At 53.1% G+C, this 25,474-nt stretch carries 26 protein-coding genes; 2 read left to right on the forward strand and 24 right to left on the reverse strand.

All coding sequences use genetic code 11. The annotated features are described in order from the left end of the window. Window positions 1-10: 10 nt before the first annotated feature. From N9C89_RS09515 to N9C89_RS09525, 3 genes are read right to left on the reverse strand one after another with little or no spacing between them, the layout of a single operon-like run. On the reverse strand, window positions 11-1,216 hold the full coding sequence (locus N9C89_RS09515; RefSeq protein ID WP_263953644.1) for an ABC transporter substrate-binding protein: 1,206 nt from the start codon (window positions 1,214-1,216) through the stop codon (window positions 11-13). Window positions 1,217-1,238: 22 nt separating this feature from the next. Continuing rightward, window positions 1,239-2,081, reverse strand: a complete 843-nt coding sequence (locus N9C89_RS09520; protein ID WP_263953645.1) for a carbohydrate ABC transporter permease — start codon at window positions 2,079-2,081, stop codon at window positions 1,239-1,241. A gap of 1 nt (window position 2,082) precedes the next feature. Then, window positions 2,083-3,021 carry a carbohydrate ABC transporter permease gene (locus tag N9C89_RS09525; RefSeq protein WP_263953646.1) on the reverse strand — a complete coding sequence of 313 codons (939 nt, stop codon included), beginning with the start codon at window positions 3,019-3,021 and terminating at the stop codon, window positions 2,083-2,085. Between the two features lie 209 nt (window positions 3,022-3,230). On the opposite strand from N9C89_RS09525, the gene N9C89_RS09530 reads away from it, so the two are divergent. Continuing rightward, a complete protein-coding gene (locus N9C89_RS09530) occupies window positions 3,231-3,986 on the forward strand; it encodes a GntR family transcriptional regulator (protein ID WP_263953647.1) in 756 nt (251 codons plus the stop codon). Next, a complete protein-coding gene (locus N9C89_RS09535; RefSeq protein WP_263953648.1) occupies window positions 3,987-5,783 on the forward strand; it encodes a beta-N-acetylhexosaminidase in 1,797 nt (598 codons plus the stop codon). 66 nt (window positions 5,784-5,849) lie between these two features. Here the strand turns inward: N9C89_RS09535 and N9C89_RS09540 are convergent, their stop codons facing one another. The 21 genes from N9C89_RS09540 to N9C89_RS09640 form a co-directional block, all read right to left on the reverse strand. Further along, window positions 5,850-6,497, reverse strand: a complete 648-nt coding sequence (locus N9C89_RS09540; RefSeq protein WP_274653650.1) for a cytochrome c3 family protein — start codon at window positions 6,495-6,497, stop codon at window positions 5,850-5,852. Further along, on the reverse strand, window positions 6,497-6,973 hold the full coding sequence (locus tag N9C89_RS09545; RefSeq protein WP_263953649.1) for a nitrate reductase cytochrome c-type subunit: 477 nt from the start codon (window positions 6,971-6,973) through the stop codon (window positions 6,497-6,499). Before N9C89_RS09545 ends, N9C89_RS09540 begins: the two co-directional genes overlap by 1 nt. Before the next feature lie 2 nt (window positions 6,974-6,975). Next, on the reverse strand, window positions 6,976-9,477 hold the full coding sequence (napA, locus tag N9C89_RS09550) for a periplasmic nitrate reductase subunit alpha (RefSeq protein WP_263953650.1): 2,502 nt from the start codon (window positions 9,475-9,477) through the stop codon (window positions 6,976-6,978). Between the two features lie 62 nt (window positions 9,478-9,539). Further along, window positions 9,540-9,779: a chaperone NapD gene (locus N9C89_RS09555; RefSeq protein WP_263953651.1), complete on the reverse strand. Its 240-nt coding sequence runs from the start codon at window positions 9,777-9,779 to the stop codon at window positions 9,540-9,542. Then, window positions 9,772-10,278 (reverse strand): ferredoxin-type protein NapF, encoded by a 507-nt coding sequence (locus N9C89_RS09560; RefSeq protein ID WP_263953652.1) that lies wholly within the window; start codon window positions 10,276-10,278, stop codon window positions 9,772-9,774. Before N9C89_RS09560 ends, N9C89_RS09555 begins: the two co-directional genes overlap by 8 nt. 4 nt (window positions 10,279-10,282) lie before the next feature. Then, the gene (gene napE / locus N9C89_RS09565; protein ID WP_263953653.1) at window positions 10,283-10,459 is read right to left on the reverse strand and encodes a periplasmic nitrate reductase, NapE protein; all 177 of its coding nucleotides are present in this window, start codon (window positions 10,457-10,459) and stop codon (window positions 10,283-10,285) included. 203 nt (window positions 10,460-10,662) lie between these two features. After that, the gene (locus N9C89_RS09570) at window positions 10,663-11,490 is read right to left on the reverse strand and encodes a sugar phosphate isomerase/epimerase family protein (RefSeq protein WP_263953654.1); all 828 of its coding nucleotides are present in this window, start codon (window positions 11,488-11,490) and stop codon (window positions 10,663-10,665) included. Beyond that, window positions 11,487-12,653: a dihydrodipicolinate synthase family protein gene (locus tag N9C89_RS09575; protein ID WP_263953655.1), complete on the reverse strand. Its 1,167-nt coding sequence runs from the start codon at window positions 12,651-12,653 to the stop codon at window positions 11,487-11,489. The genes N9C89_RS09570 and N9C89_RS09575 overlap by 4 nt, the downstream gene beginning before the upstream one ends. Window positions 12,654-12,667: 14 nt before the next feature. Continuing rightward, complete coding sequence (locus N9C89_RS09580) at window positions 12,668-13,813, reverse strand: Gfo/Idh/MocA family protein (RefSeq protein ID WP_263953656.1); 1,146 nt, start codon at window positions 13,811-13,813, stop codon at window positions 12,668-12,670. Between the two features lie 165 nt (window positions 13,814-13,978). Continuing rightward, window positions 13,979-14,821: a sugar phosphate isomerase/epimerase family protein gene (locus N9C89_RS09585; protein WP_263953657.1), complete on the reverse strand. Its 843-nt coding sequence runs from the start codon at window positions 14,819-14,821 to the stop codon at window positions 13,979-13,981. A 9-nt stretch (window positions 14,822-14,830) separates the two neighbouring features. Continuing rightward, window positions 14,831-15,484: a TetR/AcrR family transcriptional regulator gene (locus N9C89_RS09590; RefSeq protein ID WP_263953658.1), complete on the reverse strand. Its 654-nt coding sequence runs from the start codon at window positions 15,482-15,484 to the stop codon at window positions 14,831-14,833. Beyond that, the gene (locus tag N9C89_RS09595) at window positions 15,474-16,997 is read right to left on the reverse strand and encodes a tripartite tricarboxylate transporter permease (protein WP_263953659.1); all 1,524 of its coding nucleotides are present in this window, start codon (window positions 16,995-16,997) and stop codon (window positions 15,474-15,476) included. The genes N9C89_RS09590 and N9C89_RS09595 overlap by 11 nt, the downstream gene beginning before the upstream one ends. Continuing rightward, on the reverse strand, window positions 16,994-17,473 hold the full coding sequence (locus N9C89_RS09600; protein ID WP_263953660.1) for a tripartite tricarboxylate transporter TctB family protein: 480 nt from the start codon (window positions 17,471-17,473) through the stop codon (window positions 16,994-16,996). Before N9C89_RS09600 ends, N9C89_RS09595 begins: the two co-directional genes overlap by 4 nt. Before the next feature lie 75 nt (window positions 17,474-17,548). Then, entirely contained in the window at window positions 17,549-18,556 is a 1,008-nt protein-coding gene (locus N9C89_RS09605) for a Bug family tripartite tricarboxylate transporter substrate binding protein (RefSeq protein ID WP_263953661.1), read from the reverse strand. 213 nt (window positions 18,557-18,769) lie between these two features. Continuing rightward, entirely contained in the window at window positions 18,770-19,684 is a 915-nt protein-coding gene (locus tag N9C89_RS09610) for an aldose 1-epimerase (protein ID WP_263953662.1), read from the reverse strand. Window positions 19,685-19,687: 3 nt separating this feature from the next. After that, complete coding sequence (locus N9C89_RS09615; RefSeq protein WP_263953663.1) at window positions 19,688-20,431, reverse strand: SDR family oxidoreductase; 744 nt, start codon at window positions 20,429-20,431, stop codon at window positions 19,688-19,690. Window positions 20,432-20,442: 11 nt separating this feature from the next. Beyond that, window positions 20,443-21,174 (reverse strand): ATP-binding cassette domain-containing protein, encoded by a 732-nt coding sequence (locus N9C89_RS09620; protein ID WP_263953664.1) that lies wholly within the window; start codon window positions 21,172-21,174, stop codon window positions 20,443-20,445. Next, entirely contained in the window at window positions 21,171-22,157 is a 987-nt protein-coding gene (locus tag N9C89_RS09625; protein WP_263953665.1) for an ABC transporter permease, read from the reverse strand. Before N9C89_RS09625 ends, N9C89_RS09620 begins: the two co-directional genes overlap by 4 nt. 66 nt (window positions 22,158-22,223) lie before the next feature. Next, window positions 22,224-23,195, reverse strand: a complete 972-nt coding sequence (locus N9C89_RS09630) for a sugar ABC transporter substrate-binding protein (RefSeq protein ID WP_263953666.1) — start codon at window positions 23,193-23,195, stop codon at window positions 22,224-22,226. 33 nt (window positions 23,196-23,228) lie between these two features. Then, the gene (locus tag N9C89_RS09635) at window positions 23,229-24,431 is read right to left on the reverse strand and encodes a mandelate racemase/muconate lactonizing enzyme family protein (protein WP_263953667.1); all 1,203 of its coding nucleotides are present in this window, start codon (window positions 24,429-24,431) and stop codon (window positions 23,229-23,231) included. A 14-nt stretch (window positions 24,432-24,445) separates the two neighbouring features. Next, on the reverse strand, window positions 24,446-25,162 hold the full coding sequence (locus N9C89_RS09640; RefSeq protein ID WP_263953668.1) for a FadR/GntR family transcriptional regulator: 717 nt from the start codon (window positions 25,160-25,162) through the stop codon (window positions 24,446-24,448). Between the last annotated feature and the right edge of the window lie 312 nt (window positions 25,163-25,474).

Genomic DNA, 25,474 nt, shown 5'->3' on the forward strand with positions numbered 1-25,474 from the left:
AGAGGGAGCTTTAGAGAGCTTCGTCGAGCTCTTCGCCAGCGATTGTCACAAGGTTATCAACGCTGTCATCCTGAAGGATGATGCCCTGAACCATGTTTGTGAACACGGACTGAAGCGATTTGAAGTCTTCTACGAGTGGCTCTGGGCCACCTGTGGAAATCGAACCTGTGAACACAGGCCAGATACCATCTTCGTAGTAGAGATCTGTTTTGCCGAGTGCTGCATAGTCGAGGATCGGTGTAAGGCCCCAAGAGCTGTCGAGGTCATACTGGCTGTCACCCGATGTGATACGTTGCGCAAGCTCATGTGCCAGATCTTCGTGGCCGGACCCTTTGAACACAACAATCGAGTCTGTGATCAAGATAGAGCCGCTCTCGCCGGATGGACCCGCAGGAACAGGAACAACCTTCTGGTTGATCTCTTCTTTGTGCTGGCCATAGCCCCATGGGCCGCTGACGTACATGGCGATTTTGCCATCGTTGAAGAGGTCGCGAAGCTGGTCGCGCTCCCAAGCGGTTGGACCGTCTTGAGCAACCTCAACAAGCTTGCCGTAGAACTCGAGCGTTTCACGTGTCTCTTTGCTGTCGAGCTTGTTTTCACCTGTTGCCGCATCAACAACTACACCACCGTTGGAATAGAGGTAGTTGAGAAACTGGTGCATTGTGTTGTCAAAGTCTTTACCGGCAAGGCCAACGCCCGCAGCGTCAGTGTTGTCAACAACGCCTTTGGCCAGTGCATACATGTCGTCCCATGTTGCTGGTGCTTCACATGCCTGACCAGAAGCTTCGATCAGGTCACAGTTCAGATACAGACCTTTTGTCGAAAACGCGTGTGGGTAGCCCCATGCTGTGCCTTCGATTGTTACGGTGTTCAGAACGCCAGGCTGATATGGTGTTTCTGGGTCGATGTTTGCCGGAACGATCAGATCGTTGTTGGCAAGCTGGCGCAAGGTGCGCGAACCCATGTAAGCGATCGAGGGGGGATCACCCGCAGCAGCAAGTGTGAGCGATTTGTCTTGGCATGTGCCCCATGGCACAGCTTCGAGGTTTACAGTAACGCCATCATGATCGGCGATGAACTGGTCCACAACAGCTTGGTCCGCTTCGCGAACTTCGCCGCCGCACATGATGAAGTGCAGCTCTGTGTCATCGGCCATCGCCGACATCGCTGTACCGGACAGCAGCAGCGCTCCGAGTGTTATTTTCATAGGTTTCATACCATTTTCTCCCTTGGTTGAATTATTCTTTGACCGCACCAGCCGTCAGACCGGCCACGAGGTATTTTTGAAGGAACAGGAAGATCACCATGACCGGCAGAACACCTACCAAGGCCGCAGCCATCATCTCGTTCCAGGTCACCGACTGGTAGCCGATGAATTCATACAGACCCGCAGGCAGCGGTTGCAGTTCGCGCGTCTGGTTGAATGTGATTGCGAAGAGGAATTGCTGGGCATAGGCACCGATGAACACGGCCACGCCAACAACGATCAGGCCCGGCACCGCAAGCGGCAGCACAACCCGGCGCAGCGTATACATCCGCGATGCGCCATCCACAAAAGCGGCCTCTTCAAGCTCAAGTGGAATTTTCTCAAGATAGGAGCGCAGCAACCAGATGCCAGTCGGGATCAGGAACGCAACGCCAGGAACAATCATCGCCCAATATGTGTTGAGCAGACCCATGCTGCGCAGAACACGATAGAGCGGGATCAGAAGAACGGCGCCTGTAAACATGTTCACGCCCAGAAAGATCGCGAGAGAGGCGTTCTTGAAGGGGAACTTCAGTCGCGCATAGGCATAGGCCGCTGGCACCACAAACACCATCGTAATGGCCGTCACCGAGAAAGCGATGAAGATCGAGTTGAAGATGTACCGCCCGAGAAGCGGAACCGTTTCCCACATTTTGGAATAGGCATCAAAGCTAAAGTCTGTTGACCAGAATTGATAAGGGCTGCGGAACAGGTGCTCCAGTGGACGCAGCGACGCCATGAACATTTCGAAGAACGGCAGCAGCATAAAAATCAAGAAGATTGCCACGCAGAAGTAGATGCCGGCCATTTGCAGTTTTGTGTAACGGTCCATCATCTTATTTCGCTCCGTATTTTTTGTTCACTTTGTTCAGGAAGAACAGGTAGGCGAGCGAGAACAGTCCCAGCAGGATCACGATAATGACCGCACGTGCAGAGCCTTCGCCGAATTTGTAGTTACCGATTGCTGTTTTGTATGTGTCAACGATCAGCGTTGTTGTCGCGCCGCGGGGGCCGCCTTCGGTCAAGATCCAGATGATCTCGAAGCTGTTGAAGGTAAAGATCGCAGACAGGAGCGACATAGACACAATCACCGGCATGATTTGCGGGATTGTGATGCGACGGAAACGATACCAGCGCCCTGCCCCGTCAACCCATGCGGCCTCGTACAGATCGCGGCTCACACCCTGCATCGCAGCGAGGAAGAAAAGCGTCACCATCGGCACCCCGACCCAAACGTCGGTTACAATCGCGGAATAGAAAGCGGATGTTTTGTAGGCGAGGAACTCAAACGGTCCATCAACGATGCCAAGTTTCTGCGCTACACCGGAAAGGATGCCGAAGTAACCGTTATAGAGCCACAGCCAACCGATACAGCCAATCGCAATCGGAATAACCCAAGGCGGCATAATCAACACGCGGAACAGAGCCCGCCCCGGAATGGCCGCGTTAAGAAGCGTTGCGCCAATAAGTCCGAGAATAAGTTTGAGCGCGACCGACAGGAACATCCAATAGAATGTGCGTACGATGGTCTGGTGGAATTTACGGCTGCTCACCAAATCTTCGTAGTTTGCGAGGCCCACATATTTTTCACCACCGAGGCCCGCCTCCATGAAGGACAGCCGGATCGTTTCGGCCAGCGGCCACGCCACAATGACTCCGATAAAGAGCATCGCAGGGCCTACCAGCATCCAGGCAAACACGCCCTCCGGAAGAATGTTCCTACGAGCAGTTCCGTGCTTCACTCCGCCTTTGATGCTTTGCGTTACGTCTGACAAGTTCCCCTCCTTGGTGCAGCCCTCCGACGAATCAGAGGTGTTGAATAATGATACCAAAGAAAAGCCACTTGCCTACAAAATAATACCAAATTCAAAAATGGTCACAAAACTCTTGTTTTTAAGGGGAATTTTGATAGAATGAGTTAATTCCAATTGCAAAATAAATGCAAATTGGTATGTCGAAAACAATACCAATAAGGCGAGCCGCCATGTCTGAGCTTTCTAAAATATACGCGCCCGACGCTTGGTTTAAACAGGGCGGCGGACCAAGATATCAACAGCTTCAGCGCCACATCAGCGAGTTGATCCAATCCGGCGAAATCAGTGCTGATGAGCGGCTCCTTCCTGAACGGGAAATGGCGGAAATCGCGGGCGTGAGTCGGGTCACTATAAGGAAGGCTGTTGCTCAACTTGTCGCCGATGGGTTGGTTGAACAGCGTCAGGGAGCGGGCTCCTATGTGCGCAAAGAATCAAAAAAGCTAAAACAGTCGCTCTCAACGCTGATCTCTTTTACAGAGAATATGTCGGCGCGCGGAAAAACGTCGAGCAGCGAAATTCTTGCCGCAGGTTTGTTTACGCCGAATCCAGATGAAATGGTTACACTTGGCCTTTCCGGAACGGACAAGGTCGCGCGGGTTCGCCGACTACGTTCTGCAGGCGAAACCCCAATGGCGCTTGAAAGCTCGTCCCTACCACAAGATATTCTGCCGTTTCCCGAGCGTGTAAAGGTCTCTCTCTATAAGGTGCTGCGCGAACGTGGTCAGGCGCCGGTGCGTGCGATCCAGCGCGTTACGGCGGTAAATGTTAGCGGCGAAGACGCCGAACTGCTCCGCCTGCCTGAGGGTTCGGCGGTATTGAGGATCGAGCGCACAGGATACCTCGCCTCGCGTCGTCCCATTGAATTCACCAGCGGACTTTACCGCTCTGACATCTACGACTTTATTTCCGAACTCGGAGCCGACTAAATGAACTATAGCTGCCGTATCGACGGTGAGGTGATGCTCTGCGTCATCACAGCCGATCGCGACCTCAACACCCCAACTTTTTGCTTCTCTGGTATGGGCCCCATGCTTGCTGTTGATGGAGGGATGACCCTCAAAACAGTTGGAAGCTATACTGAAGTTGCCCTACCGAACCTACGCGCGGGCGAACCGCATAGCGTCACAATCAAATATGACGGCGAGTTTATTCCAGCAAACCGCGCATGGATGCCGCTTGGCCCCTATTTGCGGGTAGATGGCGAGGTTCTAGAGCTTCCACCGACAGAAGCAGGCGTCAACACGGATCACCTAGGCAAAACAGAGCCGTTCGACGGCTTGCGTATCGTCCCGCAGCCAACTTCGTTTGAGCCTGCGAACGACACAATCAGCGCCACAAGATTTGCGTCAAACGATCCCGCGTTTGCTGCGGTTCACGATCTCGCGGTCCGACGAGGTTTTGGCGGGTTCGCTGATAAGGCGGGCCACCAAGTAGAGTTTGTCGAGGAAAACATGGCGACGGACGCCTATCGCCTCGAAATATCTGCGGACAGAATAACCGTATTCAGTTCCTCTTACGGTGGGCGCTTCTATGCGGGCATAACCTTGCTGACGTTGGTAAATATGCATAATGGCACCCTACCGTGCGGCACAGTAACAGACACTCCGCGGTTTACATGGCGCGGGCAGCATCTTGATACCGCGCGCCACTTTTACGAGCCGCAAACCATCCTCGATTTGCTCGACCTGATGGCATTGCTGAAAATGAACCGTTTCCACTGGCATTTCGCCGATGACGAAGCATTCCGGCTTCAGATCGACTGTCTGCCCGAGCTTTGGCAGCAAACCGAAACGCGTGGAGAAGGACATTTGATGCCCGCGCTGTTCGCGGGTGGCCCAGAAAGCGGCGGCAGTTACTCAAAACCCGACGCGCAGAAAATCATAGCGCATGCAGCGGCGCTTAACATTGAGGTCATGCCCGAAATCGAGTGCCCCGCGCATGCCTTGGCGATTGCCCATGTTTATCCAGAAGTGCGTGACCCCGCCGACAATGGCGCGGAAACAAGCGTACAGGGATACAAAGGCAATGTGCTTAACCCAGCAATGCCAAAGACGTGGGAGATCGTTGAGGCGATTGCAAAGGAAGTGGGAGAACTGTTTCCATTCGGCCATTTGCATCTAGGCTGTGATGAGCTTCCGAAAGACACATGGATGGGCTCGCCAAAGGCACGCGCGCTGATGGCGGAACACGGCCTTGAAACCACCCAGGACCTGCAAGGCTGGATGATGGAAAAACTCGCGCAGGTCGTTGTTCGAAACGGCCAGCGCCCAGCCGCTTGGGAAGAAGCCGCGCAGGGCAAGAACGGCGGGATTGGAAACAACGCCATCCTATTCACTTGGACCGGCCAAGGCCCAGGGCTCGAAGCTGCGCGCGCAGGATATGACGTTGTCATGGCGCCAGCGCAGCACGTCTATCTTGATATGGCATGGAGCAAAAGCACAGACGATTGGGGCGCGAACTGGGCGGCATATGTCTCCCTCGACGACACCATCAACTGGGAGCCCGTGCCAGAAGTCGACCTTAAGGATCGCATTATTGGTGTTCAGGGCGAGTTCTGGTCCGAATTTACGACAGAGGACAGCCAACTCTGGCCGATGCTCGTGCCACGCATTCTCGGCGTTGCTTCAAAGGCGTGGCAAGAGCAGGATATCCACGCCAAAGACCTTCGCCAAATCGCGGGACATTACCGTGATCTTCCGTTGGGATTGGGCGACACCGATTGACCGACGGCCCAAAATAGAAAAGGGCAGGCTCACGGCCTGCCCTCAACTTTCTAAACTCAACCTGCCCTAGTTCTTCTGAGCGGTCTTTAGATAGCTCTCGATCTCGCCGGAAGGCTTGGAGTGCGGGAGCGTAAGCCCCGCCTGCCCCATATCAGGAAGCTCGTGCGCGATGCCCTTGTGACAGTTGATGCACGTCTTCTCTCCAGTGAAGAGGAAGCGCTCATGGGCTTCAGCTGCGCGCTTACTTTGCCGCGTGATGTCCATAGAGTCTGGAGAATGACAATTTCGGCACTCAAGGGAGTTGTTTGCCTCAAGTCGCGCCCATTCGTTTTGCGCCAACTTTAGCCGATGCTCCAGAAACTTTTCGCGTGTGTTGATTGTCCCGAAAATCTTGCCCCAGACTTCTTTCGAGGCCTGCATTTTTCGAGCGATCTTATTGGTCCAATCATGCGGCACGTGACAATCTGGGCACGTCGCACGAACTCCGGAACGGTTGGTGTAGTGGATTGTCGGCTTTAGTTCCTGAAAGACGTTATCGCGCATCTCGTGGCAGCTCACACAGAACTTTTCGGTGTTGGTCACTTCCAAGGCGGTGTTGAAACCACCCCAGAAGATAACGCCCATTACGAAGCCGCCAATCGTCAGAAAGCCAAGGCTGTAGTGGACGCTCGGTCGGCGAATGGTCGCCCAGACTCGCTTAATGAAAGAAAGCATCACTTCTCTTCCTTCTGCTGACCAGCGACGTACTCAAGAACCTGATCCACATCGACAAATGTGTTCTCGACCAGTGGATCGGTTTCAAGCTGCGGCACGTGGCATTGTGTACAGAAGTAGCGGCGCGGAGTGACCGAAGCGAGGAACTGGTTGTCACGGTTCATGAAGTGCGTGATCGAAATCATCGGCGCCTGACTTTCACCGATTGCCGAGCGGCTATGACACTGAAGACATTTGTTCGCGTTGATGTCGATTTGGTAGCCTTCAATCTTATGCGGAATGAGCGGCGGTTGTTCGGGATAGTTCCGAACCTGACGCAGATCATTGTTGGTCATTGCGGGGATTTGCGGCGGTTTGGCGTTCTCATCCAATGCGACACCGCTCCGTAGCGTTGCAACGGATTCCTGCGCCACCGCGCCGCCGATCATGGCGACGACCAGAGCAGAGGCAACAATCGTTTTTGACAAAAGTTTCATGATTACGCCTCCAATGCTTCGATTTTGACCGCACATTTCTTAAAGTCAGTCTGTTTCGAGAGAGGGTCTGTCGCATCAAGCGTCACTTTGTTGATGAGCTTGGATGCATCAAACCACGGCACAAAAATCAATCCGCGCGGAGGCTGGTTGCGGCCACGTGTTTCAACGCGCAGTGCAATTTCACCCCGTCGCGATGACACCTTAACCGCTGATCCACGCCGAACGTTCAATTCAGCGGCGTCATCCGGATGCATATAACAAAGCGCATCAGGAATAGCTTTGTGAAGCTCTTCGACCCGCTGTGTCATAGAGCCTGAATGCCAATGTTCCAGAACACGGCCGGTGCAGAGCCAGAATGGGAAACTCTCGTCCGGCATTTCCGGCGGAGCTTCATAGGGAAGCGCGAAGACAACAGCTTTGCCGTCTTTGTGACCGTAGAAATCCCAACCGCTGCCCTCTTTGGCATAAGGGTCGGAGCCCTCTTTGAAGCGCCACTTGGTTTCCTTACCATCAACAACTGGCCATCTTAGACCGCGCACCTCGTGGTAGGTATCAAAGTCAGCCAGATCATGGGCCTTACCACGACCAAACTGGGCATATTCTTCGAACAGGCCTTTTTGGATGTAAAAGCCAAAATCATTGGCTTCTTGGTTCGCGTATTCTTCAGACGTCTCTTCGAGCGGGAAGGCATCGACCTGACCATTGGTGAAGAGAACCTCATAAAGCGTTTTTCCCTTATAATCAGGGTTTGCTTCAAGGAGCTCGGCTGGCCAGACCTCGTCGGTTGTGAACCGCTTGGAGAATTCTGCGAGTTGCCAGAGGTCAGAGCGGGAGTCACCAGGCGCATCCACAAGCTGGTGCCAGAACTGGGTGCGCCGCTCGGCATTGCCGTATGCGCCTTCTTTCTCGACCCACATCGCGGCAGGCAGGATCAAGTCAGCAGCTTCGGCGGTCACGGTCGGGTAAGCGTCCGAAACAACAATGAAGTTGTCAGGGTTGCGATATCCGGGCAGGCCTTCTTGCATCATATTCGGTGCGGCCTGCATATTGTTGTTCACCTGAACCCAATAACAATTGATCGCGCCGTCTTTGAGCTGTCGGTTTTGCTGAACCGCATGCGCACCATTCCAATCAGGAATTGTACCTTCGGGCAGTTTCCAGATCTTCTCTGCCTTGGCGCGGTGCTCCGGATTCGCCACGACCATGTCTGCTGGCAAGCGGTGTGAGAATGTACCGACTTCGCGCGCCGTACCGCACGCTGAAGGCTGGCCCGTCAGCGAGAACGGCGAGTTGCCCGGGGTGGAGATTTTACCGGTAAGCAGGTGCAGGTTATAGATCATGTTGTTGACCCAAACACCGCGGGTGTGTTGGTTCACGCCCATTGTCCAGAGCGACATGACTTTGCGGTCGGGATCGGCATAGATTTTCGCCAGCCTCTCGAGCGTTTCCTCAGAGACCCCAGACATTTCAGCCGCCATTTCAAGCGTATATGGAGCAACAAACTCGGCGAATTCCTCGAAGGAAATCGGATCGGCAGCGCCCGAGTTCGGGTTTTCCGCTTCCATTTGGAGCGGATTATCGTCCCGAAGGCCATAACCGATGTCTTGAGCACCTTTCTTGAAGTTCACGTGTTTCTCGACGAACTCTTTGTTCACCGCGTCATTCTGAATAATGTAGTTGGCGATATAGTTCAGGATCACCAGATCAGTTTGCGGCGTGAAGATTGCCGGAATATCGGCAAGGTCAAAGCTGCGGTGCTTGAATGTGGATAGCACGGCAACTTCGGTGCCTGGATGGCTAAAGCGGCGATCTGCGATGCGAGTCCAGAGGATCGGGTGCATCTCGGCCATGTTTGACCCCCAAAGCACGAAGGCATCGGCATTCTCGAAATCGTCATAGCAGCCCATCGGCTCATCAATCCCGAAGGTCCGCATAAAGCCAACAACCGCGCTGGCCATACAGTGGCGCGCGTTTGGATCGATGTTGTTCGAAAGGAAGCCAGCTTTCATCAACTTAGCAGCGGCATATCCTTCCCAGACAGTCCACTGGCCAGAGCCAAACATTCCGATCCCTTTCGGGCCTTTTTCGGCGAGCGTCTTTTTCCATTTCTCGGCCATAATGTCGAAGGCTTCGTCCCAAGACACTGGCTCGAAGTCACCGTTCTTATCATAAACGCCGTTGCTCTTACGCAGGAGAGGAGTGGTCAAACGGTCTTGGCCGTACATGATCTTGGAAAGGAAGTACCCTTTCACACAGTTCAAGCCTCGGTTTACCTCAGCTTCGGCATCGCCGTGCGTTGCCACAACGCGACCTGCTTTGGTTGCAACCATGATCGAACAGCCGGTTCCGCAGAAACGACACGCCGCCTTTGACCACTTCAACTGAGTCAGATCAGCATCCGTCACCAGATTTTGCGCCGTTGCCGAAAGGGGCATACCCGCCGCCGCAGCAGCAGCCGCTACCGCTTGAGCTTTGATAACATCTCGCCTCGTCATTCCGGTCATGTTCGTTCTCCTTTGTCGCTCGCTATGCGTTCGTGGCTCGCTAATTGCGAAGAATTTTTGGGTTAATCCATTTGGTGATACACCAATGACGCGCTGTATACGCCATCGATGAGTTGTAATTTGGTTAGGGATTCAACGATCTCTGATTCAGAGTCGGTTTCAAGCGTGACGATGATTTTGCCGTTTTCATCCGACATGGGCACCTCTGCGTTCGGCACACCTGCCACATCCTCCAGCACGCTCGGAAGTTTGGCCGGATCAGCCCGCAGCAGCAGGCTCGAAATATGTACAACGTCAGGCATCACTTTCTCCTTGCGGTGCTTTGCGCAACTCGATGGCCCCATTGGGGCATACGGAAATACAGGCGCCGCATCCTGTACAGGCCTCTGTGTTAATTTCAATTTTCCCGCTAGGTGGCGGAAGATAGGAGAAACGCAACGCATCATCCATGCAAGCATCAGAGCAAATTTGACAGCTCACCCCTATATTGAGCATGCAGGAGTTCTGGATCGTTGCGATGAGGTTCCAAGGCGCTTCAGAGTTATCGCCAAACACGCCCTCCTCACAAGCATCCGCGCATTTCCTGCAAAACGTACAGGCATTCTCCGAGAAATCGACGGTTGGCGTCTTTGCTGGCCCCTCAATAAGGATCGCTTCGGGGCACGCAGAAATACAAGCCCCACAACTTGTGCAACTCTCGCGGATACTTTCTTCGGTTGCCCATGGTGGCCGAAGCTGCGCTTCGCCCCGTCCGGTCAGAAAGCCCCGCCGTCCGACGGTTTCTGTTCGCGACAGGCTCATTGCATTAACCGGTTGGAGGGCCGCTGATAATCTGGCTCATCCAGATCATAAACCCGTATCCACCAACAATCGCGACGGCCAAAATAGGCGCTAGAAACACAGCAAGAAAAATAAAGGCCGTGCGCTCGTCTTTTTTGGATACGGCGGCGCTTGAATCACTTTTCGTGTCAACATCTGACATAGGTATAGCCCCCAGTCTAAAATCTATACCCGACCTTAGCACCCGTTCTGTTTAAAAATCAACGCGTGGTTGTTCACGATTTACAGTTGACTGAGGGCAGCCCACAAAAACGTTTAGAAACACCATTTTCTTAGTAAAATCGTTGGGTTAATTCGCGCATTTCACAGCTAGGGAACGCGCAAATTCAGAACTGATTTAAACCTTCAGCAGGCCGTTGCGCCGCGCTCGATCAGCACCTGCATGACTTCGTCAGGATCACGCTTCCACCAATTGGTGGCTGAGAAAATTTCAACCTCAACGAGACCGTCAAAGCCCTGTGCCTCAACACCTTTACGCAAAGCAGGAATGTCAATTACACCATCGCCCATCATGCCACGATCCGTCAGCATATCTTTGGTTTCAAGCAGCCAATCACAAACGTGGAAGGCATAGAGGCGCTCCTTGCCAGCGCGTTTGATTTGCTCCTGAATCTCTGGGTCCCACCAGACATGGTAGACATCCACCGCCGCGCCAATGCCCTCGCCAAGTTTATCGCAAATATCAAGTGTTTGGCGAAGCGTGTTCACGCAAGCACGGTCGGCTGCATACATTGGATGGAGCGGCTCAATCGCGATTGGCATGCCAACAGAGCGCGCATAGTCCAAAGTTTTGGCAAGCCCTTCCTCAACGATCGCGCGCGCACCATCAATATCTTTGGATCCGTCCGCGAGCCCGCCAACAACCATCACAAGGCACGCCGAACCCAGTTCAACAGCTTCATCAACGGCACGCTTGTTATCGTCGATCACTGCTGGGGTTAGTGCGCCTTCGGCTGTAAACCACCCTCCGCGGCAAAGTCCGGATACCTGCAAACCTGCATCGAGAATGTGCTTTGCCGCCTTGCTGACGCCCATCTCGTGAAGGACATCCCGCCAAGGCGCAATCCCCCCAACTCCGTGGCGTGCGCACCCCTCGATGCACTGCTCAAGGTTCCACTGCTGCTTAACCGTCGCCGTGTTGAGCGACATCAGATCAGGCGTAACACGTCTCATGGCTCAATACCCATCGTCGCGAAGACGCGCGCTGCTCGCGTGGCAGACATCTCCGGATCAGGGAACATTCCTGCGACATTCCCCAGTCGGATAATATCCGCGAAATGCAAAGCAGAACGCCCCGATTGCTGACCACCGAGCATCGTAAAGTGATCCTGATGCCCATTCAAATAGGCAAGGAAAACCACTCCGGTTTTGTAGAACCGCGTCGGCGCTTTGAAGATATGGCGCGAGAGCGGAACAGTTGGCGCAAATATTGCGCTATAATCGTCTGTATTCCCTACTTCCAACGCGTTCAGAGCCTTTGCCGCAACCGCGGCGATCGGGTCAAAAATCCCGAGGAGTGCGTGGCTATATCCCTGTTCATCGCCTGCAATGAGGTCCGGATAGTTGAAATCATCGCCCGTATACATCCGCACCCCTTCAGGAAGGCGGCGGCGCATCACGATCTCTTTCTCCGCTGACAAAAGAGAAACCTTTATTCCGTCAACCCTTGCTGCATTCGTTTCGATCACTTCAAGGCATGTTTCCATTGCGGCCATTAGATCGTCAGAGCCCCAATATCCCGCAAGCGCCGGATCAAACATATCGCCCAGCCAATGAAGGATTGCCGGCTGTTGAAGTCCGGAAAGAATACGAGTGTAGACCCGTTTGTAATCATCAGGTGAGCGCGCAGCCTTGGCCAATGCACGTGACGCCATCAAAATCACTTGTCCGCCAGCAGCTTCGACCGCTTCGCATTGCATTTCATAGGCTGCAATCACGTCATCAATCGTAATCGCATCTGAAGGCTCCAGATGATCTGTACCTGCCCCGCACGCAATCAGATGGCCGCCGGATTTCGCGAGCTTCACGCTCCGCTGAATTAGTTCCAGAGACGTCGGCCAGTCCATACCCATACCGCGTTGCGCCGTATCCATAGCCTCGGCGACACCAAAACCAAGGCTCCAGATATGCTCACGAAATGCGAGTGTTTTGTCCCAGTCAACAGCGCCTTCGATCATTGGCGATACATCAGCGAACGGATCAACAACCACATGCGCCGCAGCAAAAGCAACGCGACTTCCGCCCGTAATCGGCGCAACCGATTGGGGATCAATGCCAGTATCGATCTTGAATGGCTCAATCGTGCGGTTTTCCGTAGGTAGGTTAACGATTGTCATGCCAGACTCCTCCCTCAGATGTCCAACGCCGGCAGGTCAATCCAGCGGCGCTCTTTGGCGCTCTGATAGCCAGCTTCGGCGAGCTGCACGCCTTTAGCACCTTCGGCCAGATCATAGCTCCATTCGCCACCATCAAAGACATGGCGCAGGAATTGCTCCCACTGAACCTTGAAACCATTATCCAGAACGGCGTTGTCAGGCACCTCTTCCCAGTTCTCATAAAAGTCGAGCGTATTCGGCTCATCGGGATTCCAGACCGGCTTCGGTGTATTCACGCGATGCTGGCTATAACAGGAATGCAGCCCTGCAACCGCAGACCCCAAAGTTCCATCAACCTGAAAGGTCACCAAATCATCGCGGCGCACGCGGGTACACCAGCTAGAGTTGATATGCGCGACAATGTCACCCTCGAGCATGAAGGTCGCATAGGCAGCATCATCAGCGGTGCATTTGTAGGTCTTGCCGTTTTCGTCAACGCGCTGTGGAATATGGGTCGCCGTTGTACAGCTTACGGATTTTACTGGTGCGATCACATTGTCCAGCACATAGCGCCAGTGACACAACATGTCAGACACCATGCCGCCGCCATCTTCGACACGGTAGTTCCAGCTTGGGCGTTGCGCTGGCATCCAGTCGCCCTCAAACACCCAATAGCCAAACTCCCCCTTCACAGACAGGATTTCACCAAAGAACCCGCTATCTCTTAGACGCTTGAGCTTTACCAACCCAGGGAGGTCAAGCTTGTCGTGAACGATGCCGTTCTTGACGCCCTTCTCTTTTGCGTAGCGCGCGATCTCTACGGCTTCCTCCAGCCCTTCTGAAACTGGCTTCTCACAATAGACGTGCTTGCCCGCATCAATTGCTTTGCGCAGCAAACCCGGGCGAAGCTGGGTCGAGGCCGCATCAAAGAAAATCTCGTTGTATGGGTCGGCAAGAGCAGCATCCAGATCAGTAGTATATCGCTCCACATCGTGCTTGGCGGCAAGTGCCGCGATTTTGGCTTCGTTCCGACCGACAATAATTGGATCGGGCATCAATACCGTTCCGTCCGAAAGCGCCAATCCGCCCTGTGCCCTGATTGCCAAAACCGAACGAATAAGATGTTGGTTCATCCCCATTCGACCGGTGACGCCGTGCATGATGATTCCGACTTTTTTCATGATGCTTCCCTTCTGCAAACCCTATACTTACCTACTAGTCAGTAATATAATTGACAAGACAATTCTAAAACGACCCATTTCCCCTTAACTTCAGTCACTTAATAAACGCTTCTAACGCTCCCAACTTCGAAATTCTCGCGCAAAGTTGGGAATCACCTGCTGAAATCAGGGGGCACATTGGCCGCCGCTCGGCTCCATTATTTCGCGGAGTGTTTTTATTGCGAGGCGCGCAGTTTCTGTTGCGGTTCCCGAAAGCACGAAGGGCTCTACGGAAAGATGCCCTCTCCACTCACTTGTTTGTATGGCCGCCAGAATTTCATCGAACGGATCACTGCCTGCTCCAGGAACGCCCCTATTAGTATCATTCAGATGGATATGCCCGATGTAACCTGTTCCTACCCAAAGTTTAATGAGCTCCGCAACGGATATACTCTCTGCTACACCCGACGAACTTGTATCAATCATCGTACGAAAATTCGGATGGCCGACTTTGTCAACGATCTCAACCGCTTCCTCGACAGTGTTGATGAAGACTGTTTGCGAGGGGTCGAGCGGCTCTACGCAGTATGTTGCGCCTTTTGCACCTGCGTGCTCCGCAACACGTTTGAATACCTCAACCGCATTTCTGCGCGCTTTCGTGGCCCCTACCACTCCAATTTCACGTTGTTTTGGCGAGCCGTGTATCAGCACATCCCCACCACAGGCGGCGTTGAGATCAATAAGATGAGTGATCGCGGCGACTGTCTCTGAATGCTTGCTCGGGTCTGTTATCGAAAGATGTTCAAGCGCAGACAAAAGCCAGTGAAATCCTATTATTTCCAAGCCCGCGGCACTTGCTTGTTCCCGCAAAACTTCAGCATCTCGAACGGTCACTTCCAGCGGGTTTTCAGCGAGCGACCCTGGCGCGATTTCGATACCTGTATAGCCAAGGCTTGCGAGTGTCGCGCATTGCTCTGGAAACGACATGCCCTCTTGGGCGAGTGTTTCATTGCAATAGGACAGTCGCACAAATTGCTCCTAGCGCTTGGCTAAATATGCCAAAACCATTCGAGAAATTTCATCGGTATGTCGGGTGAGCCACTCCTCATCGATTGTCAGCTCAAAGACCTTTTCCAACGTGTGTTTGTTGGAAATCGGAAAATAACACAGCGAGGCAATCGTGATATAAAAGTCCGCCGGAACAACACCAGTTCGGAACAATCCCGCCTTTTCACCACGTGCGAGCACATCGCCGAGCTTACTGATTAGGCCGGACTGGATCTCGGAAAGACCATCAATCTGTTTGATCGTGCTCCCGCCATGCAGGTTTTCTGTATTCAGCATGGAAATAAACCACGGATTCTCGCGATAGTGGCGAACCGTGAATCTAACGAGGGCATCAACGGCGGCCTCTGGCTCCATCGCATCCATATCAAGCGTGTTTTCGCCCTGACGAATACGAATGTAGGCTTCACGCAAGGCGGCTGCATAGACCGCGTTCTTATCGCCGAAGTATTCATAGATGAGCGGCTTGCTCACGCCGGCTCGCTTGGCAATCCGGTCAACACGGGCGCCAGAAAACCCCTCTTCGGAAAACTCGCGTAAAGCTGCTGTTAGGATCGATTTTTTCGACCCCGCTGCATCGCGTGGTTTGCGTTTCTGAACGGTTTCGTTTGCCGGTTTACTGTTCACGCGTGGCGGTCCCCTTAGTTTTGCCCGTCACCAATCTTCGCACTGCGGGAATTCCGCTCAGAACCCCAAAGAGGATAATCGCCACAAAAATCGCCGATATCGGACGGGTAAAGAACGGCGTAAGATCACCATCGCTCAAGATCAGTCCGCGGCGCAGGCTTTTATCCAACAAGGCCCCAAGAATAATTCCCAATACCAGTGGCGGCATCGGATAATTCATCTTTCTCAAGATAAAGCCAATAACACCAAACACAGCCATAACCCAGACATCAAAGAGTCTTTGGCTGATTGCGTATGGCCCAATCACACAGAGAGTGAAAACTACGGGCATCAAGTAGGAATACGGGATCTTGAGAACTGCAACGAAAAGCGGTGTCAGCGTTACGCCGAAAACAAAGATCGCAAAGGTCGCAAACAATAGCATCACGGCAATTGAATAGATGAAATCGGGCTGCTCGATCATAATCATGGGGCCCGGTCGGATACCGTGAATGAACAGAGCCGCAATCAGAACAGCGGATGCCGCAGACCCCGGAACAGCTAAGGTAATTGCAGGAATGAGCGAGCCAGGAACAACGGCGCTATTGCCGGTTTCCGCAGCAATCAGACCCTCTTGAGACCCTTTGCCGTATTTATCACGCTCCTTGCTCCGCGAACGCGCGGCTGCATAAGACGCCCAAGCACCGATATCTTCGCCCACACCGGGAATGATGCCGATAAATGTTCCGATAATACCCGAGCGAATAATAGTAACACGGTGCTTCACGACTTCTGCCAGCTTGGGCAGGCTGCGACCTGACCTTTCGGGCGAGCGCTCAACAACGCCGCGGCGCGATGATATCGCCGTTAGGACTTCAGCAAACCCGAATACGCCAACCATCACAGGTATAAGGCCGATTCCACCAGACATTTCGCGAATACCGAAATCAAACCGCACATAGGCGTGGATGCCCTCCGACCCGATCATCGCAATAGAGAGCCCGAGAAGGCCTGCGATGTAACCTTTCAGTACATTTCCGTCCGCAGTCAGCTGTCCGGAAATCATGATGCCAAATACCGCAAGCCAGAAAAACTCGTAAGAGCCAAACTTGAGCGCAATGGACGCCAGAGGCGGCGCAATCAGCATAAGCATCACAATACCAACAAAGGTGCCGAGCGCGGAGCCTGTGGTTGCAAGCGCCATGGCCTTTGCGGCCTTCCCTGCTTTTGCCAACGGATAGCCATCAAGCGAGGTCGCCGCACTTGCGGGGGTGCCGGGAATGTTCAACAGAATTGCGCTGCGAGAGCCGCCATAAATCGCGCCTACATACATACAGATCAGAACCAAGATCGCTGGATCCCGCCCCATGCCGTATGTCAGCGTGGTCAGAAGTGCTACGCCCATTGTCGCCGTCAGGCCGGGCAAGCTTCCAACGAAAATCCCAAGCAACGTGGCCCAAACCACATGAAACAGCATCATCGGCTGTGTGATGTTCGCAAAGGCCTGAGCCAAGCTATCTAAAACAGTCATCATGGCAGCCGCACCAGAAACGCGTAACGGAACAAGGCAGAAATTGCCGCAGACATAATCGCGGCGAACGCAATAGACTTCGCAAAGGTAAGCGCCTTGTCTTTCGTGGTCTCGCCGCGGCTTTCTCTAAAGAAATAAGACGCAAGAGTGATGAAAATGAACGTTGCAATTGCAAATGGAATCCATCCGAGCAACACCAACGCAAAACCGAGACAAAGCCCCAGCGCCGTGAACAGCATTTTGGGGTCATCAACATCAATATCGAATTTGTAGCTTTTGTTGAGGCTCGTGAACGTCAGCAACGCCCCGCAAATTGCCAACAGAACGCCAAGTATCATTGGTACCAAGCCTGGAATACTTGCCGGATGAATGCTCCTTATTTCGAGCCTGTCCATCGTGTATCCGCCGATCACCATCGCTATGCCGAGTATGCAAAGTACAAGGCCGGTAACCACATCTGCGGTCTTCATGCGTAGCATTTGGAAGCGTTCCCCTGTTTTGTGGAGTGGCGGCGCAATTTGCGCGCCGCCACCATTGTTCAGAGTATAGCCGAATTATTCGCAGCTGATGCCAAATTCGGATGGATCGACAACGGCTTCGCCGCGATCCACACGGGCACAAGCCTCGGCGATGACAACTGGCATGGAACGGTCGATCGCTTCCTGACCATGGCTTGGCGCAAACACCGCACCACGGCTAGAAGCATATTCCTGAAGCTCGGGCGAATTCATGATCCGACGCTCCCAGATTTCGGAAACTGTTTCATAAACCTCATCTGGCGCACCAACCGGAATGAACACACCGAAGTAATCCGGAGCGATATCCATCTCTGGAAGCCACTTCGTAATCGGCGGCACGGGATCAAGGCCTTCGACAACCAACTCGCTATCAGACAAAACAGCAAGCGGGCGCAACTGACCAGCTTTGGCCATCTCAGTTTGCTCAACTGCCAACTGCGTTGTTGCAACAACTTCGCCGGACACCGCAGCAATCACCGCTGGGTTACCACCGTCATATGTTACCATACGAGCACCAAATTCGCCGCCAGCGGCTTCTTTGATCGCTGCAAGCGCCATACCACCCGACGAGTTCACGCCCGCAGTACCCACAGTCACATCCTCACCACGCATAGCTTCGAGCAATTGGCCGAAGTCCTCATATGGAGACGACGGGTTAACGCTCACAAGTGGTGCGTTCGCAACGTGAAGATATACGGCGTAGTCTTCGATCGACGTATCCTCAAGCAAACCAGTAACCGCATATGTCGCATTGTTCGCGATGGCGTTAGCAGTCCAAGTGTAGCCATCACGCGGCGCTTCAAGCGCTGTCTTTGTGCCAACAGAACCAGATGCTCCCGGCTGGTTCACAACAACAACGGCCACTCCAAGCTCCTCCGAAAGGATTGGCGCAACAACACGTGTAACCTGATCAGTCGATCCTCCAGCCGACCACGGCACAATGATGTTAATCGGACGATCTGGTTTCCATGTGTCTGCGAATGATGGAACAGCGGCTGCCATAATCGTGGCAGATATCGTTGCTTTCAGAATCTTATTAAGCATGTCTTCCTCCCATATATTACCAACTAGTAGGTAACTAGTATTGCAAATTGGAAAAGAGTCAACAAAAACTGCAAAAAAGCCGTTTCGCTAAGTTGTGACTAAGACAAAACAAAGCAGAGGCGTGACACGCCCCGCTTGGGATGAAAGTTAAAGTTGCTTTATTTCAAATATTTACGCCCGAAGCTCGCGAGCTTCGGGCGTATTCAAACAACTCTAAAAGTCGCTTATCAACTGCGTGAAGTCTGGCAATCGCCCATGTTCAACCCATGCAATTTTCATCGCAAGCCGCATGGTTTCACCCGTTTCTAAAACCGCCAAACCGGGTTTCCCTCGCTGATTATGAGCATCAACCGCATGGCTTACAGGCTCGAAACAGAAGAAGTCTGATTGATCATTTGGCGAAAATACCAGCGCAGTATCTAGCGAAGAATTTGCCGTTACCCAGATATCAAGCCCAAGCGACGGCTGACAGATTTGTGCAACTCTTTGCCAGCCTGTAAACGCTGCATTAATCAAGCCCTTGGGCAATGCTCGTGAAGCCGCATAGTCGAAATCCGTTGCCTGTGAGAGCGGGACTTCTTCAACTGGCAAGTGTTGCTCATCCTCAAGCCAAACAGTTTCGGCATTGAACTGAAGCGTTGTATCTGCTCGTCGCGGAAACCATGGATGGAAACCACCGCCAAACGGCAATCTCGGTCCGTTATTCGTGACCTCAATCCAATGGGTTAGCATTCGGTCTTCAAGTTCAAACCCCGCTCTCGCGCTATAGCGGAATGGCCCGATTTCTCCGTTCTGAAGCTTTAGCTCCGCACTTAGATCACTCGTTGACTGAACGGCCCAAGGCTTCTGAAAGCCATCGCCGTGGATTGGAAAGGCCTGCCCTTTAAGGTTCGGCTCTAGCTCCCAAAATCTGCCATCAAACTCAAATCCGCCATTTGATATTCGGTTCGAAAACGGCACAAGAATGTTTGACGCGAGATCGAAAGGCTCCCGCGCGCCATCCGCCAAGGGCCTCAGCACGGGCATTGCGCCCGCGCTTGTCTTCGCATTGAACGAGGCGATGCCGCCCCCAAGTTCAGGTGCGATAACCAGCTTGGTGGTTTTGTTTTCTAACGTGACAAACTCCAAGACTTACCACCCGCCATCAATGCCAATATTTTGACCAGTAATCGCGTCTGACTGTTGCGAAGCAAGGAAGGCTACAAGGTTCGCAACAGCAGGCGCTTCTATCCGCGTTTTCAGGCACTGCTGGTCCAGAACCCATTGGCTGTATTCCTCGGCTTTGTGGCCAAAAACACGCGCTTCGGCATCCGAAACAATTGCGCCAGGAGCAACAGCGTTCACACAGATGCCAAATGGCCCGAGTTCGCGCGCAAGTGACTTGGTCAGGCCAAGCATCGCGCCCTTGGAAGCGACATACGGCACATAACCATCCAAAATCCCCTTCAGCGTCACCGAAGTAAAGTTGATGATCTTACCCCATCCTTTTTCCTTCATTGCGGGCGCGCATACGCCAACAAGTGCAAACGCCGCGCTTGAATTCACGCGGATCTGATCCTCGTATTCCTCAAGCGAAAATTCTTCGAAAGGTCGGTTGATGATAAGAGCAGCGTTGTTGATCAAGACATCAAAACCACCGCTTTTCTCTACCTCGGCCTGTACCGTTGCTTTTGCCGCCTCAAGATCGTTGAGGTCACAGCCAAGAAACGAGACATTCGCACCAAGTTCTGCACAACGCGCCGCTGCGTTCTCGCTGTCTGGGCGGTCAAGAATTACAATCTCAGCCCCCTCACCTGCTAACTTTCTCGCCTGCGCCTGCCCGAGCGTGCCTAGCCCGCCGGTTAGAAGTACGCGTTTACCATCTAGCTGTCCCATATTCGTCTCCCCTAAAGAACGTCCAGAATTTCATCCATATTGGTTTCGCCAACGGGCTTATCCAACACGATCTCACCACGGGCCATCGCAACAATACGATCACAGCATTCAAACACATGGTGGATGTTGTGGCTGATAAATATACCCGTAATGCCAAGCGATTTCAGCGATTGCACAAAACCGATGACCTTGCGAGTTTCCTTAACAGCAAGGTGGTTCGTGGGCTCGTCGAGGATCATAACCTTTGATTTGAAATGCATCGCACGCGCAATCGCAACACCCTGCCGCTGACCGCCTGAAAGCTCTCCTACGAGCGCGTCCGGCGAACGCAGGTGCAGATCGACATCGGCAATCGCCTGAACACTTTCCTCTGCCATACGCTTCGTATCCAGAATACCAATGCCACCGATCCCGTATTTGATCGGCTCCCGACCGATGAACATATTACGAGCAATCGACATGGTCGGGACCATGGAGTTGTATTGGTAGATCGTCTCGATCCCCTCATCCATCGCATCCCGAGGCCCCTTGAAGGAGACCTTGCGCCCTTCAAAGTAGATTTCACCTTCCGAAGGTGCCTGTGTGCCCGAGAGGATATTGATCAGTGTCGACTTTCCTGCGCCGTTGTCTCCGACAAGGCCGACAGTTTCGTTTGGTCGGAAATCCAGAGTGGCTCCTTTGAGGGCATGCACGCCGGAGTACCATTTGTGGAGATTTTTGACCTGAATGATGGGCGCCGTCATTTGCCTGTCTCCACTTTAATAGATTTGGCTTTCTTCCGGAGCCACGCATTCAAAATCACAGCAAACACGGTCAGTGCGCCCAGTGCCATTTTGAACCAGTTCGCGTCGACTTGAGACAAGACAAGGCCATTATCAATCACGCGGATCAGTGTCGCGCCAATGATCCCGCCAAGTATTGTACCGATACCGCCCGTTAGGGCCGTTCCGCCGATAACCGCTGCGGCAACTGCCTGAAGTTCCATGCCCTCGCCAATTGACGGAAGCGGCGCACCAAGGCGCATGACCTGAATGGAACCTGCAAACCCTGCGAGGAATGAGCAGATCATAAAGGTCGCGATTTTCACACGTTTGGTTGGAATACCCATCGACTGCGCAGCAGGCAGGAAACCTCCAGTCGCGCGCACCCAGTTACCGAAATTCGTGCGCGACAACAGGAGCGCAATCAGTATTGCAAAAGCAAGAAACCACACAAACGACATACGGATCAGATCACCCGGCCCGACGTAGCTTGTAAACAACCACTTCGGGATCGCGCCATTTGGCAAAAGCGGCGGGAACCCACCAGAAATCACAACCGTGATTGAGCGCGCCACGAAAAGCATACCAAGTGTTGTGATAAAACTCGGTATGTTGAATTGGATCGTGAGGTATCCGTTCACGAAACCAATCAGAAGCGCGACACACAGCCCAATAGAAAAGGCAAAAATGAATGGCATCCCCCCTTCGAGAAGAACCGCCATCGTCATAGGCGTTAACGCGAACACAGAGCCAACAGAAAGGTCAAACTCGCCGCATATCATTAGAAGCGTAACGCCAATCGCAACAAGGGCCATCTCAGGCAAAAGGCCAAGAATGCCTTGAAGGTTTTGTAAATTCAGAAAAACCCCGCCGGAGCGCACCTGAAACACGATTGCGAGCAAAACCAGAAAGGCGATGCCCGCAAGTTCGGGTTTTTCCATATAGATTTTGAGTAGTCGTTTCATTCTTGCCTGTCCCTAATCGGGTAAAGAAATGGCCGGCGCCACATGCGGCACCGGCCCGCTTATGTCTTAGCGTAGGCCTTGCTTGGCCAGATCCCAAAGCGCTGGCACGTCTTCGGCGCGCACGATGCCTTGGCCTGTGTCTACATCAGATGGAGACAGCTTGACCGTATGTGCAAGATAGGCCTGCATAACAGGAATAAAGCCTTGCATATATGGCTGCTGGTCAACCTGAACCTGAATGTATCCAGCTTCCATCTGCTGAAGCACCTCAGCGACGATATCAAAACCACCCATCAAAACTTTGCCCGGTTCGATGCCGCGGTCTGCGAGTACTTGAGCAACATAGGCGTGCCACAAGCCAGTGTCGAAATAGGCCGTCGTATCAGGATTGGCGTTGATGTATGCGCCAACACGTTCTGCAACAACCGCACCGTCCGTACCCGTATCAAGGCGTACAATCTCAACTTCGCGATCAGGGTTCGCTTCTTTGAATTCCTCAAGGAATTGCATGACGCCCGCGCCACGCTGTTCAGACCAGTTCTGACCTGGCGCAGAAATACCGACGACAGCCTTGATCGGGCCTTCAGCTGGGAAGAACTCCGACATCGCTTTACCGAGCGAATACCCCGCTGGTACAAAACCTTGTCCAATGAAGGCCTGACGCGCGTTGCCCGCCGCGCCTTCAGTATCGTCTACGTTAACGGCCATTGTGATAACACCGTTATCAACTGCGCCCTGTAGGATTTCATCAAAGGCGTTGTTATCAACGATCGATGTCAAAAGCGCATCTGGATTACGCGCCAGTGCAGCCATCATGTTTGCGGCCTGCTGGTCAATCGCGCCTTCGGTCTGGGTAAAGATCATCTGACAGTTTGCTTCGATCTTCTCGCACGCGTCATCAAAGCCCTTTTTCACGGCCTGCCAGAACGGGTTGGACGCCGAAGAATGATGCGTGAACACGATGTTCATTGGCTCTGCCACAGCTGCTCCTCCAAGCAATGCTGTCGCCAATGCCGTCGCCTTAAGTAGTTTTCTCATTGTTTATTCCTCCCTTTAAGTTTTGTTCAGATGTCAAATATCCGATTGATCCGATGTCCGGCGCAGCACGGTAAATGCCTTGTCGAGATCGGGGTGGAGCTCCATTCCAAGGCCAGGCCCTGGCGGAACGGTAATCATGCCGTTTGAAACTTCTGGCAGCGCTGTCACGAGATCGCGGTACCAAGTTTTGTAGAAAGCGCGTACGCTCTCTTGAACAATTGCATTTGGCGCATTGAGTGAAAGATGCGTCGACGCCCCGAGAACCACTGGCCCGGTGCAATCGTGTGGCGCAATCGGCAGATGCCATGTCTCGGCCATCGACGCAATTTTGCGCGCTTCGGAAAGGCCACCGCACCAACTGATGTCGAGCATCACCACGCCCGCCGCACCGGTCTCCAATAGGTCTCGGAATGCCCAACGCGTCCCCAGAGTTTCCGACGCCGAGATCGGCGCACGGCTCACCTGCGCATAGCGTGTGAGGCTCGATAGGCTGTCCATTTTGATCGGATCTTCGTGCCAAAACGTCTTGAATTCGGCGAGCTCACGAGCAATTTCCATCGCGGGCAGGAGCTGCCACATGGAATGGAACTCAACCATGATGTCCATCTTGTTGCCTAGAACATCGCGAATTTTTTGGAACGGCAACAAAGCCTTATCCATATCCGGCCCAGAGATATACTGGCCGCGGCTCTTCTCTGCGGCCATATCAAACGGCCAAATCTTCATCGCCGTAATACCCTCTTCGTAGAGGGACAGCGCAAGCTCATCGGCGTTGTTGAGGAACCCGTTCAGGTCATCGTACTGTGCATTCGCACCAATTCCGTAGTTCTCGGACTGCTGACCTGTGGCTTTCTTAATATACTCTGTACCGGCGCACGTGTTGTAGGTCCGAATCTCGCTACGGCTAAAGCCACCAAGAAGCTGCGCAATTGGTTGGTTTACGGCCTTGCCGAACAAATCCCAAAGAGCGATGTCAAATGCCGAATTTCCCCGCACCTCTGCACCCGAAGATCGAAAGCCGAGGTACCCATTAAGCTCATTGGCCAAGAGGTCAATCTGAAGCGGATCACGGCCGATCACGCGTGGCGCGACATACTCATGCAGATAGGTTTCAACCGTCTCCGCCACGAAAAACGTTTCGCCGAGCCCCACAAGCCCCTCGTCGGTATGAACCTGCACCCACAACAAGTTGGGGCGTTCTTCGATACGGATCGTTTCAATTTTAGTGATTTTCATTGCTTTTTGCTCTTTTAGGAAATGCCAGCAGCGATCAATGCGCGCACACTCTCGTCAAAATGAAGCGCCATTAGGTCGCTGGCTTTGGTCGGGTCGCCAGCCGCAATTGCGTTGGCAAGATCTCTATGGATTTGCAGCATTTTCTTCTGTTCGTTGATATCTGTGCGGCTCCGCCAACCAGTTGGCCATGTCTGGCGGGTAACGCCTTCAAACGCTCCAACAATCAGCGCATAGATCGGGTTCTTTGCCGCTTTAGCGATTTCCAGATGAAAAGCGATATCGTGCTCCATCATTTGCTCTGGAGTATCGAAGCAATCTTCCATTGCCACTGCATGCTCAAGAATGACACGAGCTTGTTCATCCGTGCGGCGAAGCGAAGCGAGAGCTGCGGTCCGCACCTCAATCGTGCGGCGCACATCATAAACCTGCTGAATAGAGATTTGCTCGGTATGAACGCCATGCTCGATCAGCGGTGACATCGAGGCGTAATCAAGCTGCGCCACCGTCGCGCGTTTGCCCGTATTCAGCTCAATCAAATGGAGCGCCGCGAGGGAGCGGTACGCTTCGCGAACAACAGTGCGCGACACATTCAATTCCTTGGAAAACAGAGCCTCGGATGGAAGCTTATCTCCCGGCCCCAGCTCTTCATTGCGGATATGCGCCGTGATGGCACTCACCGTTTCCGAGACACGACCGGCACTTGCCTTTTCCTTGGATTGAAGTGTGCTCACAACGCATTCCTATTTTACAGTTCATTGCAAACCTGTACGACAGGTTAGGGATAAACTGTATATAGAATCGCGTTTAGATTCTGTCAACGAATGAAATCGCCGCAGCATGTTGCTCACGGACCACCAATAACACTTTGTTTTTAAATTATTTTCAGACATCATTCATTGAACCGAAGAGCATTGCATGTGAATGACCCTGCTAGACACCTGACCTCCAGTTTGCAGCCTGAACTGAAGCATATGAACTGCATCCCCCCTTTTCTGGCGTGACCGCGAGCATGAATTTTACTAGTGTTTGGAAAGCACGTGCGA

Source organism: Halocynthiibacter sp. SDUM655004 (genome assembly GCF_026015885.1).
Classification (GTDB): Bacteria; Pseudomonadota; Alphaproteobacteria; order Rhodobacterales; family Rhodobacteraceae; genus Falsihalocynthiibacter; species Falsihalocynthiibacter halioticoli.

Bases quoted from the DNA above. Each gene is read 5' to 3' on its own strand.
- N9C89_RS09530 (WP_263953647.1), top strand. From the start codon at position 3,231: ATGTCTGAGCTTTCTAAAATATACGCGCCCGACGCTTGGTTTAAACAG.
- N9C89_RS09575 (WP_263953655.1), bottom strand. From the start codon at position 12,653: ATGACAATCGTTAACCTACCTACGGAAAACCGCACGATTGAGCCATTC.
- N9C89_RS09580 (WP_263953656.1), bottom strand. From the start codon at position 13,813: ATGAAAAAAGTCGGAATCATCATGCACGGCGTCACCGGTCGAATGGGG.
- N9C89_RS09520 (WP_263953645.1), bottom strand. From the start codon at position 2,081: ATGATGGACCGTTACACAAAACTGCAAATGGCCGGCATCTACTTCTGC.
- N9C89_RS09535 (WP_263953648.1), top strand. From the start codon at position 3,987: ATGAACTATAGCTGCCGTATCGACGGTGAGGTGATGCTCTGCGTCATC.
- napA (WP_263953650.1), bottom strand. From the start codon at position 9,477: ATGACCGGAATGACGAGGCGAGATGTTATCAAAGCTCAAGCGGTAGCG.
- N9C89_RS09595 (WP_263953659.1), bottom strand. From the start codon at position 16,997: ATGATGACTGTTTTAGATAGCTTGGCTCAGGCCTTTGCGAACATCACA.
- N9C89_RS09615 (WP_263953663.1), bottom strand. From the start codon at position 20,431: ATGGGACAGCTAGATGGTAAACGCGTACTTCTAACCGGCGGGCTAGGC.
- N9C89_RS09600 (WP_263953660.1), bottom strand. From the start codon at position 17,473: ATGCTACGCATGAAGACCGCAGATGTGGTTACCGGCCTTGTACTTTGC.
- N9C89_RS09620 (WP_263953664.1), bottom strand. From the start codon at position 21,174: ATGACGGCGCCCATCATTCAGGTCAAAAATCTCCACAAATGGTACTCC.
- N9C89_RS09540 (WP_274653650.1), bottom strand. From the start codon at position 6,497: ATGCTTTCTTTCATTAAGCGAGTCTGGGCGACCATTCGCCGACCGAGC.
- N9C89_RS09560 (WP_263953652.1), bottom strand. From the start codon at position 10,278: ATGAGCCTGTCGCGAACAGAAACCGTCGGACGGCGGGGCTTTCTGACC.
- N9C89_RS09625 (WP_263953665.1), bottom strand. From the start codon at position 22,157: ATGAAACGACTACTCAAAATCTATATGGAAAAACCCGAACTTGCGGGC.
- N9C89_RS09630 (WP_263953666.1), bottom strand. From the start codon at position 23,195: ATGAGAAAACTACTTAAGGCGACGGCATTGGCGACAGCATTGCTTGGA.
- N9C89_RS09515 (WP_263953644.1), bottom strand. From the start codon at position 1,216: ATGAAACCTATGAAAATAACACTCGGAGCGCTGCTGCTGTCCGGTACA.
- N9C89_RS09605 (WP_263953661.1), bottom strand. From the start codon at position 18,556: ATGCTTAATAAGATTCTGAAAGCAACGATATCTGCCACGATTATGGCA.
- N9C89_RS09555 (WP_263953651.1), bottom strand. From the start codon at position 9,779: ATGCCTGACGTTGTACATATTTCGAGCCTGCTGCTGCGGGCTGATCCG.
- napE (WP_263953653.1), bottom strand. From the start codon at position 10,459: ATGTCAGATGTTGACACGAAAAGTGATTCAAGCGCCGCCGTATCCAAA.
- N9C89_RS09545 (WP_263953649.1), bottom strand. From the start codon at position 6,973: ATGAAACTTTTGTCAAAAACGATTGTTGCCTCTGCTCTGGTCGTCGCC.
- N9C89_RS09570 (WP_263953654.1), bottom strand. From the start codon at position 11,490: ATGAGACGTGTTACGCCTGATCTGATGTCGCTCAACACGGCGACGGTT.
- N9C89_RS09635 (WP_263953667.1), bottom strand. From the start codon at position 24,431: ATGAAAATCACTAAAATTGAAACGATCCGTATCGAAGAACGCCCCAAC.